The following is a 16,213-nucleotide window of genomic DNA, read 5'->3' on the forward strand; positions in this document are numbered from 1 at the left end:
ATGTAAAAATTTTTTTTATATATCTTGAAAAATTCTATTTTATTAATGTGAGCGTATTATATTAATTGTACCTGAACTTTCTAATTTTAAAATTTTAAACTTTTTTTTTATTTTTTTTAATAGAATATTTAAAGTTTTAGGAGTTCCATGTATTTTAATAACATATAATAATTTTTTTTTATAAAGAATTTCTCCTTTTTCTTCGTATAAAATTTTTTTTAAAATAAGAAATTTTTGATTATTTTCTATAAAAATTTTTATTAAATATAGTTTTTGTTGTATATAATTACTTTCTTTTATAATTTTTACTTGTATAACATTTATTAATTTTTCTAATTGTTTAATAATTTGCTTAATAATATTTAAATCTCCAGACGTATGAATATTAATGTTAGAGATTAATTTATTTTGTGTAGGTACAACGGTTAATTGATCAATGTTATAATTTCTTTGCGAAAAAAGTCCAACAACACGAGACAATGCTCCTACTTCGTTTTCTAATAAAATTAATAAAATATATTGCATAATATTTATTTATTATTCCTTATTTATTAAACAGCATATCATTCATACCACCATTTTTAATTTGCATCGGATATATATGTTCGGATGGATCAATATGAACATCTAAAAAAACTAAAGAACCTTTTTTTACAATATCTAAAGATTTTTTTAATATTTTTTGGATATCATGATTATTTTTTAAAATTATTCCTACGTGTCCATAAGATTGAGAAAGTTTTGCAAAATTTGGTAGAGATTTCATATATGAATGAGAATGACGGCCTGAATAAATTAAATCTTGCCATTGTTTAACCATACCTAAAGCTTGATTATTCAAATTAATAATCAATATGGCTAAATTATATTGTTTAGCTGTAGAAAGTTCTTGAATATTCATTTGAATACTACCATCACCAGTAATACAAATTACTAAATTTTTTGGAAATGCTAATTTTACACCTAAAGCTGCTGGCAGTCCAAATCCCATCGTTCCTAATCCTCCAGAATTAATCCAGTGTCTAGGTTTTTGAAATTGATAATATAAAGCTGTAAACATTTGATGCTGTCCGACATCAGAAGTAATATACGCTTTACCATGCGTTAAAATAGATAATTCTTTTAAAATTTTTTGAGGTTTAATGTATTTTTCTGATTGATAAAATTTTATTTTTTTTTGTTTTTTCCAATGTTGTATTTTAGTCCACCATTTATCTATTTTTTTTTTAGAAAATTTTATTTTTTTATGTTTTATAAATTTTAACATTTTTTTTAAAATTTTTTTTGCATCTCCAATTATAGAAAGATCAGCTTGAATTGTTTTAGAAATTGAAGTTGGATCAATATCAATATGGATAATAGTAGCTTTTGGGCAATATTTCTCGATATTATTAGTAGTACGATCATCAAATCTTGTACCAATAGCTAAAATTAAGTCAGAATGATGCATTGCCATATTTGCTTCATATGTACCATGCATTCCTAACATTGATAAATTTAAAGGATGGTTGCTTGGAAAAGCTCCTAATGCCATCAGTGATAAAGTAATCGGAAAGTTTAAAAGAATTATTAATTGATATAATTCTTGATAACTCTCAGAATGTATAATACCTCCTCCTGCATAAATCACTGGTTTTCTAGAATGTTTTAAATATTTAAAAATTTTTTTTATTTTATGGGTTGAAATTTTTTTTTTTTTAAAATATTTGTTAATAAAAATTTTTGAAGAAAAAATGTATTTTTTTTTAATTTTTTGATTTAAAAAGTCTTTTGGAATATCTATAACAATTGGTCCCGGTCTTCCAGAAGTAGCTAAAAAAAAAGATTTTTTAATAATATTTGGTATTTCAATGGTTTTTTTAATTAAAAAACTATGTTTTACAATTGGTCTCGAAATTCCAATCATATCACATTCTTGAAACGCATCAGTTCCAATTAAATTTGATGCAACTTGTCCAGAAATAATTAATAATGGAATAGAGTCCATATATGCAGTAGCAATACCAGTAATAGCATTTGTGGCGCCAGGTCCTGATGTCACTAATGCTACTCCAATTTTTCCTGTAGAACGAGAATAACCATCTGCCATATGTACTGCAGATTGTTCATGTCTGACTAAAATATGTTGTAAATGTTTACAATTTAATGTTTTAAATGCGTCATAAATATCTAATATTGCTCCGCCTGGATATCCAAAAATTTTTTTAATTTTTAAATCTATTAAAGATTGAATAACCATTTCTGCGCCAGATAATAAGATCATCAGAAATATCCTAAATTAAATTAAAAATGTATTAATATTTTAGTACTATAAATAAAAATTATAATAATTTTTATGTATAAAAAACATATTATTTTGTTATTTATAAAAAAAATATGTATATCGCATATTGAAAATTTTTATAAAATTTTTTTAACAACAGAAAAAAATTTTATTTTTTTTCAAATTAATAAACTTATTTATTTTTTAATAAAATATATAATATTTTGAAAAAATACATCCGCTTAAAAAAGCGGATAAATAAAAAATTGGTAATATTTTAATAAAAATGTTAAGAAATATTATATAGTATTTGTTTATCACGTAATAAAGAATTTAATTCTGTTTTTTTTAAAGTTTTATTATCTACTTTTTTAACAATAACAGCGCAATATAATTGAATATTTTTATTTTTAGAGGCAATAGTTCCTGGAACAACAACAGAATATTTAGGAATTTTTCCATATGATATTTTATCAGTAGAACGATCATAAATTTTTGTACTTTGACCGATATAAACTCCCATTGAAATAACTGAACCTTTACCTACAATGACTCCTTCAACAATTTCTGAACGAGCTCCAATAAAACAATTATCTTCAATAATTGTAGGATTATTTTGAACAGGTTCTAGTACTCCTCCTATTCCAACTCCTCCAGACAAGTGGACATTTTTTCCAATTTGAGCGCAAGATCCTACTGTTGCCCAAGTGTCAATCATAGAATTTTTTCCAATATATGCTCCAATATTAATAAAACTTGGCATAATGATAACATTTTTCTCAATGAAGGCTCCAAATCTTATTGTAGCATTAGGAACAATTCGTACAGAATCTTGAGAAAATTGTATTTTATCATAATATGTATATTTTAAAGGAATTTTATCATAATATGTATCATGCATTGTTTTTATTAAATGATTTTTTTTGTTAGATAAATATAATAATACTGCTTTTTTAATCCATTGATTAGTCTGCCAAGATTTTTGTATTTTTTCTGCTACACGGATTTTTCCGGAATTTAAATATTGAATTATTTTATTTATGATTTTTGTATTTTTTTCTGAAATTTGATAATTTTTATTTAAGTTTTTTTTTTTAAAAATTTTTTCAATTTTTTTTTGAAATTCAATCATTTGAAGTAATAATCCTTATAAAATTATAAAAATAATTTAATTTATTTTTTTGTGAAATTTTTTTAATATTTTATTTTTAAATTGTTTTTTAATAAAAAAATATGTATTTTTATGTTTAAAATTTTTTAAAAAATGATATTTTTATTTTTTAATAAAAAAAAATTAAGAATGGATAATAATAGGTGATATTTTTTCATCTTTTTGCCATGTTAAAATTTCACAACCATTTTTTGTTACCGCAAGAGTATGTTCATATTGTGCAGAATTTTTTCCATCTTGAGTTTTTACTGTCCATCCATCTTTCATTAGTTTGGTATTATGAGTACCTGCATTAATCATTGGCTCGATTGTAAATGTCATACCTTCTTGTAAAAAAAAATTATTTTCTATATTTTTATAATGTAAAACTTGAGGCAATTCATGAAAATTTTTTCCGATACCATGTCCACAATATTCTTTAACAATTGAAAAATTATATAATTTTACATATTTTTGTATCGTTTTTCCAATATTTTTTAATAAGATTCCAGGTTTAACAATAGATATAGCTTTGTACAAACTTTGTTGAGTAACATTACATAATAATTGATTTTCTTTTGAAACATTACCTACAAAATACATTCGTGATGCGTCACTATAATAACCATTTTTTATTACTGCAATATCAATATTAACAATATCTCCATTTTTTAAAAAAATTTTTTTGTTTGGTATTCCATGACAAATAACATCATTAATTGATATACAAACAGAATTTGGAAAACCTTGATATCCTAAACATGCAGGTATAGCATGTTTTTTTTTAGTAATATACTGTAAACAAATTTGATCAATATCATAAGTACTAATGTCTGGAGAGATATATTTAGAAATCATTTGTAGTGTATCAGAAGTAATTTTTCCAGAAATTTTCATTTTTTCAATTTCTTTTTTATTTTTAATTAACATTTTAATTAGTCTTTAAGGTCAGAAAATTTTTAAAGTGAATAAGAATATTTTAAAAAATTTTGAAAGATTCGTATATTATTTATTTAGAATATATTAACATGTATTTTTTAAAACAATATTTAATAAAATATTTTTAATTTAATATTTTTTTATTATAATATAAATTTGTTTTTGATATTTTTATACATTATATATTTTTTTTTAAAAAAAATTTATTATATATTAATCTTAATAAATTTTTTTTAAATATTATATATTTTTTTAAAGGAAGAATTATTATGATAAATATTTCTATGAAACATTTGATCAAAGCTGGAGTTCATTTTGGGCATCAAACTCGTTATTGGAATCCTAAAATGAAACCATTTATTTTTGGAGTGCGTAATAAAGTTCATATTATTAATTTAGAAAAAACAGTTCCTTTATTTTATAATGCGATACAAGAATTAAAAAAAATTGTTTCTCGTAAAGGTAAAATATTGTTTGTAGGTACTAAAAAAGCTGCGAATAAGGCAATTAAAATTGCTTCTATTTCTTGTAAACAATATTATGTTAATCATCGTTGGTTGGGAGGAATGTTAACAAATTGGAAAACGGTTCGACAATCTATTAAACGATTAAAAGATTTAGAAATGCAATCTAAAGATGGAACTTTTGAAAAATTAACTAAAAAAGAAGTGTTGTTAAAAATTCGTTTAATGAAAAATTTAGAAAAAAGTTTAGGAGGTATTAAAAACATGGGTGGTTTGCCAGATGCTATGTTTGTAATTGATGCATCTCATGAACATATAGCTATAAAAGAAGCTAATAATTTAGGTATTCCTGTTTTTTCTATAGTAGATACGAATTCTAATCCTGATGGAGTAGATTTTATTATTCCGGGGAATGATGATGCAATTCGTGCAATTAATTTGTATTTAAAAATTATTTCAAATTTTTTAAAGATTTAATAAAATTAAAAAATTTTAGAATATTTTTATAAAAAAATTAATAAAATTTTTTTTTAAAAAATATAAAAAATATATTTTTTAAAAATTTTATTAATTATTGGAGTATTTAAAAATGAAAAAAATAGATATTAATTTAATTTTAAAATTAAGAAAAAAAACTGGTTCAAGTTTAATAGAATGTAAAAAATCATTAATAAAATCTAATGGTAATGTTGAAAAAGCTTTAGATTATTTAAGAACTACAGGTATTTGTACTGCTATAAGACATAGTATGAATAAATCTAAAATAGGAAAAATTTTTTTATATTGTGATCATATAACATCTGTTTTAGTACAATTAAATGCAGAAACAGATTTTGTAATAAAAAATTCTTTGTTTTCTGATTTAGGTAATAAAATTGCTCAATATGCAGTAAAAAATAAAATTTTTGAAATAAAAGAGTTAAGAAAAATTTTTAATAAAAAAATAATTTTTTTAATTAATCAAATAAAAGAAAATATTGTATTAAATAAAATTGAACATTTGCAAGGACAATATATTAGCGCTTATCTACATGCTGGACGAATTGGTGTATTATTAAAATGGAATGCTGAATTTAATGTTACTAATTTAGAATTAGGTAAAAAAATAGCTATGCATATTGCAGCTTCAAATCCTTTATATTTATCACAAGAAACTATTCCAAAAGAAATTTTAAAAAAAGAATATGATATACAAATGAAATTAGCGAAAAAAACTGGAAAAAGTTCTTTTGTTTTAGAAAAAATTGTACAAGGTCGTATTAAAAAATTTCAAAATAATTATACTTTGTTAGAGCAAAATTTTATTTTTGACTCAAATAATACTGTAAAAAAATTTTTATACGACAAAAATTTTATCATAAAAAAATTTATTTTTTTTTCTTTAAAAGATGAATAAAAATAATTTTTTTATATAAAAGATAATTGTTAAAAATATAATAAAATTTTTAAAATTTATATATAAAATGATTAGTTTTTTATATCTTAATTGAGATTATTGATTTAATTGTAAATGTATGTTTTTGTATATTATATATATAAATATTTTTTTTATTTTTTTAAAGAATTATATTTCGATAATTAGGAAAATAAGTTATGCTTAAGAGTATAAAAGAGGATTTACATATACGTATGAATAAATGCGTTAATGTTTTTTCAATTGATTTAAAAAAAGTAAGAACTAATAATGCTTCTCCAGTATTAATAGAAAATATTTTAATAAATTATTTTGGTACTTTAACACCGTTAAAAAATCTTTCTAATATTATTGTAGAAGATTCACGTACTTTAAAAATTACTGTATTTGATATTTCGATTACTACATTAATTGAAAAAGAAATTTTAAATGCTAATTTAGGATTAAATCCGATTTCTGAAGGCGCGAATATACGTGTTTATGTTCCTAGTTTAACTGAAGAAAGAAGATTAGAATTAATAAAAATTATAAAAAATGATGCAGAAAATATTAAAATTTCAATACGTAATTTAAGACGTGATGGTAAAGAAAAAATAAAAAAATTGTTAAAAAAAAAATATATTACAAAAGATTGCCAATATTCTTTTAATACATATATTCAAGAAGAAACAAATTTTTTTATTAAAAAAATTGATTCAATTGTATCTATAAAAGAAAAAGAACTACTTAATATTTAATTGTATATTATTTATAGAAATAATATATTTATATGATTTTATTATTTTTAATTAGTAATTTTATTTATAACATAAGGAATTTAACACAATGATGAATATTTATAATTTTTTAAAAAATTTAATTATGAAACTTTTCAGTAAATAAATTAATATATAATTAATTATTAATTTTTGTAAAATAAAATTTTTTTATATTTTAATAATGTTTAAATATGTATTATATAATATTTTTCATATAAAATTTTTATGAAAAAAAATAGTATATAATTATAAAATTTATCATTGAATCAATTATTTAAAATTTTTAAATTTTATTTTATATATTTTTTTATTATAAAGATTTTATACTAAACATATAAAAAACATAAATATTTTTATATATTGTATCTTTTTAAAAATAATAATTAAATATTTATATTTTACACAATAAATTATTTTTAATTTATTCAAAAAATTTTTTTTATTTTTTAAGTAAAATATAAATATTAATTATATTATTATTTTTTTTAATAAAATTTAAATATAATTTATATATTAAAAAATATATAAAAATTTTTAAAAATTATAAAATTTATTTTTTAAAATTTTTAAATAAAAAATTTTTTATAAAGATATTAAACAATGAAATATTTTTTTTAAAAAAAAAATTGTTTTATCTTATTATTAATTTTATTTTATTTATATTAATACGTATTATAAGGACAGATATTATAAACATGTCATTTAAAAAATTTAGTTTAATATGCTTATTATTTTTTTCATTATCTGAAGCTTCTCACTTTCAGTATAATACAAATTATAATTTTTTAAATTATTCAAAAAATTTTCATCTATTTGTATCAGAAGAACCAGGAACATGTGATGAATCTTCTCAATCGTTAGAAAATCAATTTTTTCAAACTATAAAAAATGTTTTATTAAAAAAAATACAATTATCTCTTTTTTCTTCTAAATCAAATTCTTTATTAAAGACTTTAAATGTAAATTTTAAACAAATAAGAAATATTAAAATTATAGGAAATAATATTTTTTCAAATAAAATTTTTTTTGATTTAATGAAAAAATTTAACATTATAGAAAATAAAATTTTTTCACAGAAACAAATTAAAAAATTTATTGAGCATATTAAACAAGTTTATTATCAACAAGGTTTTTTAAATTGTTGCGTCGAAATTATAGGAATACCAATTTCGCATACTGATGTTCAAATAAATGTAGTTGTTCGAGAAGGAGATATTTCACGTATTTCGAAATTAGGTGTTTCTGGTAATAAATATTTTTCTTCTAAAAAAATTAAAGAAATTTTATTAAAAAAAAAACCTTTCAGATTATTTAATTTTTTTTCAAAATCTATTTATGCTCCCGATCAATTTAAAAAACGTATTGAAGAATTATCTGAATTATATTTTAAACATGGTTTTTTAGATTGTCGTATTTCATCATTTTTTTTTCCAAAAACAAAAAATTTTTCATTAATTGATACTAAAATTGAAATACATGAAGGTTCTAGATATAAATTTGGATATATAAAAATTTTAGGAGAAAAAAATTTAGTTCTTTTAAAAAAATTACAAAATATTTTAAATCAATTTAAAAAAAATTTTTTTCCAATATATAAATTTAAAAATATAAAATTATTAAATAAATATTTAAACAATGTTTTTTTAAAATATGGTTATGTAGATGTTGTTTCAAAAATTAAAATGCTAAAAAATTTTAAAAAAAAGAAGATAAATTTTATTTTTCGATTTTTAAAAGGAAAGCAAACCTTTATTAATCAAATTTTTTTACAAGGTTCTAAAATATCACAAGATGTTTTTTTATATGATTTATTAAAAAAAAATTTAAATAAATATTATAATTCTTCTTCCTTAAGAAAATGTTGCGATTTGTTGTTAGATACTGGTTTGTTTGAAAACGTATTTGCAAAATCTATATCTCTTGGAAATTTTCCTCAACAAAAAAACATTTGTTTTATTTTAAAACCGGAATATCGTCAAAATGTTAATATATCTGCAAATTATAATTTTAAAGATGGATTAACTTTAAATTTATTTGGTTGGAAAAAAAATTTATATGATACAGGATATCAATTAACAGGACGTATTTTTAAAAATCGTGTTTCAACACGAGGAGATATTTCTTTATCTTCTCCTTATAAATTTTTAAATTTTTATATGTTAAAAAGTTATACTTTTCTGCATATTGTTAAAAAAAAATATTTATTTTCTTCAAATATTGTTCAAAAAAGAATCGGTAGTGAAGTTAGTGTGCAGTCTAAACTTTTAAACCATAAAAAGCACACGATAGCTTTAGGGTATGTGCAGACTAAAAATAGTAGTTTGAAACTTAAAATCCCGTTAGTACAATCTTTAGGATTTTCGGGAATAAATCTTTTAAAAGATTATTTCGAAAAATATCAATATACAAAAAATTTTTATATTCGATCAGAATTTAAGTATACTACTTTATTTCCTATACGATATCCAGAAACTGGATATTTATTTAAAATTTCAAATTGTACTAATTTACCTTATTCAACTAATCAAACATATAATTTTACTACTAGTATAGAAAAATATATTCCATTAACTCTTCAAAATAATATTATATTTCATGGTTTTGCTCAATTGAGTACCAATATACATTTTTTAAAATTTTCATGTCAGTCTGTACCTTTGTTTGAAACTATATCAGAAAAAAATAATAAATCAGAAATTTTAGAAAAAATTTCAGAAAAAAAAAATTTCTTTCAATTAGATGAAAATATTCATAATAATATTATGAAGAATAATTCTATCCCTATCGTCTCTTCAGGAATACAAAAATTTAAAAAACAGATTGTTTTAAAGAATCAATCAGAAAAAGTTGAGTCATTTGCAAATGTAAATCTGAATACACATATTAGAACTGAATTTTTGTTTCCACATTTAACAACTCCAATACCTTTATTTAGAAATTTTCAAATATCAGTTTTTGCAGATATATTTGGAAATTTATATTTCCAATCAGAACATCCTATTTTAAAAATTAATCATGGTTTTTTATACAAAACTCAACCACATAATTTGCATGTTTCATCTGGGTTTTTAATTAGATGGTTTTCTCCTTTCGGTCCTATAAAATTTATTTTTTCAAAATCTTTATTTAAATTTATGATTAATAAATCTTGAAAAAATAAAAAATTTAAATTTTGATATAATTTTTTAAAGTCATAAATTAAGTATCATTGTAAAATTCACGAATATTTTTATAATATATAAAAGAAATTTTTAATAATATTTTGTATAAAAAAAATTATTTTATAAAATGTTTAAAATAAAAATTATTTTTTTAAAAAAAAATTTTAAAAAAAATAAAAATATGTATTTTGTTAAAATAAAATATTTTACAGAAAATATTCGTGAAGTTTTTTAAAAAAAATATAGTAGAGATTAAATTATGGATATAAATAAATTTGATAAAATTTTAAAATGTTTACCGCATCGTTTTCCATTTTTATTAATTGATAAAATTTTAGAAAATGTTCCGAATATCTCTATTACTACATTAAAAAATATATCTTCAAATGATTTTTTTTTAGGTCATTTTCCAAAAAAATTAGTGTATCCCGGTGTTTTAATACTTGAATCTATTGCACAATCTTGTGGTTTATTTTGTGCATTAAATAATCAAAAATTGTTAAAAAATGAATTATATTATTTAAGTAATATTCAAAATTCTAAATTTAAAAAATTAGTTTTACCAGGAGATCAATTAATTATTAAAATAATTTTAAAAAATTACATATTTCCAGCATATAAATTTTTTGGTACTGTATTAATACAAGATGTTTTAATTTGTTCAGCAACATTAACATTAATTAAAAAAAATTTAAATTAATTAATATAGAAAATTATTTTTTAAAAATATTTTTTAAAAAAATATACTATAATTATAATAATATTATATGGTATTTTTATTTTTTAGAAACTTTTTAATATATTTTTTTTTAATAATAAATTTTTGGAAATATAATGAAAAAAGTTAATTTTGTACATTTACGTACGCATAGTGATTATTCAATGATAGATGGTCTAGCTAAACCTTCATCTTTAGTAAAACAAGCTGTTTTTTTAGATATGGTTGCACTAGGATTAACAGATATTAATAATTTATATGGTGTTATAAAATTTTATAATGTTTCTCGTTCTTTAGGAATTAAACCAATTATCGGAATTGATATTACAATATTGTCTGATATTATACAAAATTATTTTTTTAGAATTACATTATTAGCAATGAATCAAACAGGATATAAAAATATTATTTTTTTATTATCAACATCATATCAAAAAGGTTATCCGGAAGATATTGGTCCTTCAATTACTTTAAAAGATTTGATAAAATATCGTGAAGGATTAATTGTATTATCGGGAGGTTTAGAAGGAGATATTGGAAAATGTATTTTATGCAATGATTTTCACTTAATACAAAAAAATTTTTATTATTTTAAAAAATATTTTAAAAATTCATATTTTTTAGAAATATATAGAATTAATGATATTCGTGAAGAAGAATATTTACATAAAATAAAATATGTTTCTAAAAAGTTTAATTTACCTTTAATTGTTACACATCCGGTATCTTTTTTAAAAAAAAAAGATTTTAAAGTTCATAAAATACGTATTGCTATTCACCAACGTAAAACAATCACAGATTCTAAATTTTTGTATTCTTATACACAAGAACAATTTTTAAAAAGCGAACAGGAAATGTGTGATTTATTTTCTGATTTTCCTGACGCATTAAAAAATAGTGTAGAAATTGCTAAACGTTGTAATGTGATTATTCCTACAGGACAGTATTTTTTACCTAATTTTGATACTAAATCTATTAAAATATATGATTTTTTTAAACAAAAAATTTCAGAAGGTTTAGAAGAAAGATTGGTTGAAATTTTTCCAAATAAATTAATACGTTCTAAATTACGTAAAAAATATGATTCTCGATTATGTTATGAAGTGTCTATTATTAAAAAAATGGGATTTATTAGTTATTTTTTAATTGTTATGGAATTTATTATGTGGGCAAAAAATAACGATATTCCTGTAGGCCCAGGGAGAGGATCTGGATCGGGTTCTTTAGTTGCTTTTGTATTAAAAATTACTGAATTAGATCCCATAAAATTTGGTTTATTATTTGAAAGATTTTTAAATCCAGATCGAGTTTCATTACCTGATTTTGATATTGATTTTTGTATGGAAAAAAGAGATTTGGTAATTGAACATGTAACTGAAAAATATGGTCGAAATTCTGTAGCTCAAATTATTACGTTTGGTACTATGGCTGCAAAAGCTGTTATTCGAGATGTTGGTCGTGTTTTAGGATATCCATATGGTTTTATTAATAGAATTTCTAAATTAGTTCCTTTAGATCCCGGTATGACATTAAAAAAAGCTTTTTCAAAACAAAAAGAATTAATTTCTTTATATCAAGAAGATTCTAACGTAAAAATTTTAATTGATATGGCAAAAAAATTAGAAGGAATAGTACGTAATGTAGGAAAACATGCAGGAGGTGTAGTAATTTCTCCTACTATAATTTCTGATTTTTCTCCGTTATATTGTGATTCAAATGGACAAAATCAAGTGACACAATTTGATAAAAATGACATTGAATATGTAGGTTTAGTAAAGTTTGATTTTTTAGGTTTAAAAACTTTAACTATTATTGATTCTTGCGTTAAAATGATTAATAAAAAAAAAAAATATAATAAAAAAAAAATAATAGACATTAATAAAATTAATTTATTTGATAAAAAAAGTTTTAAACTTTTAAGAAAATCAGACACTATAGCAGTGTTTCAATTAGAATCTAAAGGAATGCAAGATTTAATCCGTAGATTAAAACCTGATACTTTTGAAGATTTAATTGCTTTAGTTGCACTTTTTCGACCTGGCCCTTTACAAGCAGGAATGGTAGATAATTTTATAAATCGTAAACAAGGATATGAAAAAATTTCTTATCCAGATGAAAAATGGCAACATAAGACATTGAAGCCAATTTTAAAATCTACATATGGAATTGTTTTATATCAAGAACAAGTTATGAACATTGCGCAAATATTAGCAAAATACACTCCAGGACAAGCTGATATTTTAAGAAGAGCTATGGGAAAAAAAGATCCTAAAGAAATGTCAGAACAAAGACATTTTTTCGAAATGGGCGCTAAAAAAAATGGTATTTGTACAATTTTAGCAAATAAAATTTTTAATTTATTAGAAAAATTTGCAGCATATGGATTTAATAAATCACATTCTGCTACTTATGCTTTTTTATCGTATCAAACATTATGGTTAAAATCTAATTATCCAGAAGAATTTTTTGCATCTGCATTAAATATGGAATTATCTAATACTAATAAAATTGTAATTTTAATTCAAGATATTAAAAAAAGAAATTTAAAAATTAATCCTCCTGATATTAATCGTAGTAATTGGAATTTTTTTGTAGATTCTGATAAAACAATTATATATGGTTTAGGGGCTATTAAAGGATTAGGGAAATCATCAATAAAAATTATAGAATCGGTACGATGCAATGGTCAGAAACCGTTCAAAAATTTTTTAGATTTATGTATACGAACTTTTTCTAAACATTTTACACGACGTGTGTTTGAAAGATTGATTATGTCTGGAGCATGTGATAGTTTTAAAATATGTCGTTCTAAATTATTTAAAAATATAACATATATGATGAAAATTGCAAAACAATATGTTGTATATTTGTCTTCAAAACAAACATCATTATTTGGAACACAACAATCTTTAAAAAATATTTTTTTTAAAAAAAAAAATTGTGTTTCTATTAAACAACAAATTAAAAATTTTTTAAATAATGAATGTCATTATTTTTGGGAAAAAGAAACATTAGGTTTTTATTTTACTGGACATCCAATTTCAATTTTTTTAAAAGAATTATTAATATATACTAATGGAATTTGTTTAAAAGATTGTTTGAGTAAAAGAAAAAATAAATATATTGTCGTTTCCGGACTTATTGAATCTGTAAAAATTAAATTGTCTACGAAAAAAAAAAAAATTTATTCTTTAGTTTTAGATGATTCTTGTGATACTTTAGATGTTGTATTTTTTGACATCCCTTCTAACGTGACAGAAAAAATTTTAAAAAGAGATGTCATAGTTGTTGTATCAGGAATTTTACAATTTGATACTTTTAAAAATTGTTATCGTGTTGTTGCAAAAAGAATTTTAGATTTAGAAACAGTTCGTAATACTTACATAAAAAAAATAAATATTATTATATTATTTGATATTTTATTAAATGAAGATATATTAAATTTTTTATTTGAATTATTTAAAAAAAATAATTTTGGTTCCATTATAATAAATTTTTTTTATTCTCATCGTTTTTCAAGTTTACATCCACTTTTTTGCACTGTATGGAAATTATCTATGTCAAATAAAATTTTTAGATATTTATTAGAATTAGAAAATTTAAAATACTTAAAATTAAAATATTAATTAATATTATTTTGATTCAATTTTTTTTTTATTTCATTAAAATTTTTTAAAATATCTTTTATTGAAATTAAAGTTTTTTTATTATTTTTACGCGAATAAAATTCTATTTTTTTTTTTTGAATGGTATTTTTACTTATAATCAAAATATTAGGAATTCCCATTAACTCTAAATCTTTTAACATATATCCAATATTTTTTATTCGATTATCTAATATCACTTCTATTTTTTGTATTAAAAAAGTTTGATATAATAAATAAGTAATTTTTTTGATTTCTTTATTTTTATGCATATTGATTGGAGCGATTGCTAAAGTAAAAGGAGCAATAATTTCTGGCCATATTATACCTTTTTCATCATAATGTTGTTCTATAATAGCCGCAATAATTCGATTGATTCCAATACCATAACAACCCATATTTAAAAAATTTTTTTGTTTTGTTTTATTTGATAAACTAACTTGAAAAATTTTTGAATATTTAGTACCTAATTGAAATATATGTCCAATTTCAATACTATTTTTTAATGTAATTTTTCCGATTCCGTCTGGACTATAATCTTGATTAGTAACGTTTCGAATATCAAAAAAATTTATATTTTTAAAATCATGATTCCAAAATATTGGAGTATATTTTAAATTTTTTATTTGTGAAAATAAAGTATAAAATTTACAATTTTTAATTGTAAGATCTCCAATCAACAAAATTTTTAATTTTTTTGTATTTCTTAAAATTGAAACTTCATTAGTTAAATCAAGTGGTTTTTTTAATAAAAAGATAGGTTTTTCTAAATGTGAGATTTTTTCTATTTTTTTAAAATTTAAGTTGTGTTTAACTTTTAATAAAAAAATAGCATATTTATAAATAGATTTTTTTTTAGTTTTTATATATATTGTTTGAATAATTTTTGTTATATGTTTTTTTTTTTCAGATTTTAATGATGATTTTTTTTTGTAAATTACTGGAGCATTTTTGAGATGTTCTGCATATTTTGTATGAGTAGAACAAGCTAAAATATCTTCGCCAGAATTAGAGAAAGCATGAAATTCATGTGATATAAATCCGCCCATAGTTTTAGATGTAGAAGCAACGATTCTAAATTCTATTTTTAACTTTTTTAAGATTTTAATATATGTATCAGATATTTTTTGATATGTATTTTGTAAAGATTTTAAATCAGTATGAAAAGAATAAGCATCTTTCATTAAAAATTCGATAGTTCGTAATACTCCAAATCTAGGTCTAATTTCATCTCTAAATTTTTTTTGAATTTGAAATAATATTAATGGTAATTGTTGAATAGAAAATATTTCATTTTTTAAAATCTTTGTAATTACTTCTTCATGCGTAGGTCCTAAAATAAATTTTTTTTTTCTGCGATTAGAAAATTTTAGTAATTCATTACCATATAATTCAGTACGTTTACTTTGGTCCCATAATTTTTTAGGATGTATTAAAGGTAAACAAATTTCTAATGCTCCCAAAAGATTCATTTCTTTTTTGATAATTTTAACAATTTTTTGTAAAATTCGATATCCTGTAGGTAACCAAGTGTAAAGACCTGAAGCTAATTTACGAATCATACCTGCTCTTAACATTAATTGATGACTAATTGTTTCAGTATTTTTAGGTATTTCATGTAATGTAGAAAGTAAATAGTTAGTCATTTTCATGAAAATTGTTCTCTTTTTTTGATAAAATAAAATATTTTTTATAAAAATTT

Annotated in this window: 11 protein-coding genes; 6 read left to right on the forward strand and 5 right to left on the reverse strand. The window is 20.5% G+C overall.

Annotation, left to right across the window (positions count from 1 at the left end; all coding sequences use genetic code 11):
• Nucleotides 1-42: 42 nt before the first annotated feature.
• The 4 genes from ilvN to map form a co-directional block, all read right to left on the reverse strand.
• Nucleotides 43-525 (reverse strand): acetolactate synthase small subunit, encoded by a 483-nt coding sequence (gene ilvN / locus BTSPAZIEG_RS00740; RefSeq protein ID WP_075472502.1) that lies wholly within the window; start codon nucleotides 523-525, stop codon nucleotides 43-45.
• Nucleotides 526-544: 19 nt separating this feature from the next.
• Nucleotides 545-2,263 (reverse strand): biosynthetic-type acetolactate synthase large subunit, encoded by a 1,719-nt coding sequence (ilvB, locus tag BTSPAZIEG_RS00745; RefSeq protein WP_075472504.1) that lies wholly within the window; start codon nucleotides 2,261-2,263, stop codon nucleotides 545-547.
• Between the two features lie 289 nt (nucleotides 2,264-2,552).
• Entirely contained in the window at nucleotides 2,553-3,395 is an 843-nt protein-coding gene (gene dapD, locus BTSPAZIEG_RS00750; protein WP_075472506.1) for a 2,3,4,5-tetrahydropyridine-2,6-dicarboxylate N-succinyltransferase, read from the reverse strand.
• Between the two features lie 162 nt (nucleotides 3,396-3,557).
• A complete protein-coding gene (gene map / locus BTSPAZIEG_RS00755; RefSeq protein WP_075472508.1) occupies nucleotides 3,558-4,349 on the reverse strand; it encodes a type I methionyl aminopeptidase in 792 nt (263 codons plus the stop codon).
• Between the two features lie 272 nt (nucleotides 4,350-4,621).
• Here map and rpsB point away from each other — a divergent pair, with 272 nt between their 5' ends.
• From rpsB to dnaE, 6 genes are all read left to right on the forward strand, one after another.
• Nucleotides 4,622-5,293 (forward strand): 30S ribosomal protein S2, encoded by a 672-nt coding sequence (gene rpsB, locus BTSPAZIEG_RS00760; RefSeq protein WP_075472510.1) that lies wholly within the window; start codon nucleotides 4,622-4,624, stop codon nucleotides 5,291-5,293.
• A 112-nt stretch (nucleotides 5,294-5,405) separates the two neighbouring features.
• A complete protein-coding gene (tsf, locus tag BTSPAZIEG_RS00765) occupies nucleotides 5,406-6,212 on the forward strand; it encodes a translation elongation factor Ts (RefSeq protein WP_075472512.1) in 807 nt (268 codons plus the stop codon).
• A gap of 197 nt (nucleotides 6,213-6,409) precedes the next feature.
• Nucleotides 6,410-6,967, forward strand: a complete 558-nt coding sequence (gene frr / locus BTSPAZIEG_RS00770) for a ribosome recycling factor (protein WP_075472514.1) — start codon at nucleotides 6,410-6,412, stop codon at nucleotides 6,965-6,967.
• Between the two features lie 716 nt (nucleotides 6,968-7,683).
• Entirely contained in the window at nucleotides 7,684-10,140 is a 2,457-nt protein-coding gene (locus BTSPAZIEG_RS00775) for a POTRA domain-containing protein (RefSeq protein ID WP_075472516.1), read from the forward strand.
• A 268-nt stretch (nucleotides 10,141-10,408) separates the two neighbouring features.
• Nucleotides 10,409-10,849 carry a 3-hydroxyacyl-ACP dehydratase FabZ gene (fabZ, locus tag BTSPAZIEG_RS00780; protein WP_075472518.1) on the forward strand — a complete coding sequence of 147 codons (441 nt, stop codon included), beginning with the start codon at nucleotides 10,409-10,411 and terminating at the stop codon, nucleotides 10,847-10,849.
• A gap of 134 nt (nucleotides 10,850-10,983) precedes the next feature.
• The gene (dnaE, locus tag BTSPAZIEG_RS00785) at nucleotides 10,984-14,493 is read left to right on the forward strand and encodes a DNA polymerase III subunit alpha (protein WP_075472520.1); all 3,510 of its coding nucleotides are present in this window, start codon (nucleotides 10,984-10,986) and stop codon (nucleotides 14,491-14,493) included.
• Here the strand turns inward: dnaE and BTSPAZIEG_RS00790 are convergent.
• Complete coding sequence (locus BTSPAZIEG_RS00790; RefSeq protein ID WP_075472522.1) at nucleotides 14,490-16,163, reverse strand: proline--tRNA ligase; 1,674 nt, start codon at nucleotides 16,161-16,163, stop codon at nucleotides 14,490-14,492. The two genes, dnaE and BTSPAZIEG_RS00790, sit on opposite strands and share 4 nt — an antisense overlap.
• Nucleotides 16,164-16,213: the final 50 nt, after the last annotated feature.

It is taken from the genome of Buchnera aphidicola (Tuberolachnus salignus), from assembly GCF_900016785.1.
Taxonomy (GTDB): domain Bacteria; phylum Pseudomonadota; class Gammaproteobacteria; order Enterobacterales; family Enterobacteriaceae; genus Buchnera_F; species Buchnera_F aphidicola_M.

What these genes read in the sequence shown, in the direction of transcription:
- frr (WP_075472514.1), top strand. Translation starts at nt 6,410, where the DNA reads ATGCTTAAGAGTATAAAAGAGGATTTACATATACGTATGAATAAATGC.
- rpsB (WP_075472510.1), top strand. Translation starts at nt 4,622, where the DNA reads ATGATAAATATTTCTATGAAACATTTGATCAAAGCTGGAGTTCATTTT.
- dapD (WP_075472506.1), bottom strand. Translation starts at nt 3,395, where the DNA reads ATGATTGAATTTCAAAAAAAAATTGAAAAAATTTTTAAAAAAAAAAAC.
- ilvB (WP_075472504.1), bottom strand. Translation starts at nt 2,263, where the DNA reads ATGATCTTATTATCTGGCGCAGAAATGGTTATTCAATCTTTAATAGAT.
- ilvN (WP_075472502.1), bottom strand. Translation starts at nt 525, where the DNA reads ATGCAATATATTTTATTAATTTTATTAGAAAACGAAGTAGGAGCATTG.
- BTSPAZIEG_RS00790 (WP_075472522.1), bottom strand. Translation starts at nt 16,163, where the DNA reads ATGAAAATGACTAACTATTTACTTTCTACATTACATGAAATACCTAAA.
- fabZ (WP_075472518.1), top strand. Translation starts at nt 10,409, where the DNA reads ATGGATATAAATAAATTTGATAAAATTTTAAAATGTTTACCGCATCGT.
- BTSPAZIEG_RS00775 (WP_075472516.1), top strand. Translation starts at nt 7,684, where the DNA reads ATGTCATTTAAAAAATTTAGTTTAATATGCTTATTATTTTTTTCATTA.
- tsf (WP_075472512.1), top strand. Translation starts at nt 5,406, where the DNA reads ATGAAAAAAATAGATATTAATTTAATTTTAAAATTAAGAAAAAAAACT.
- dnaE (WP_075472520.1), top strand. Translation starts at nt 10,984, where the DNA reads ATGAAAAAAGTTAATTTTGTACATTTACGTACGCATAGTGATTATTCA.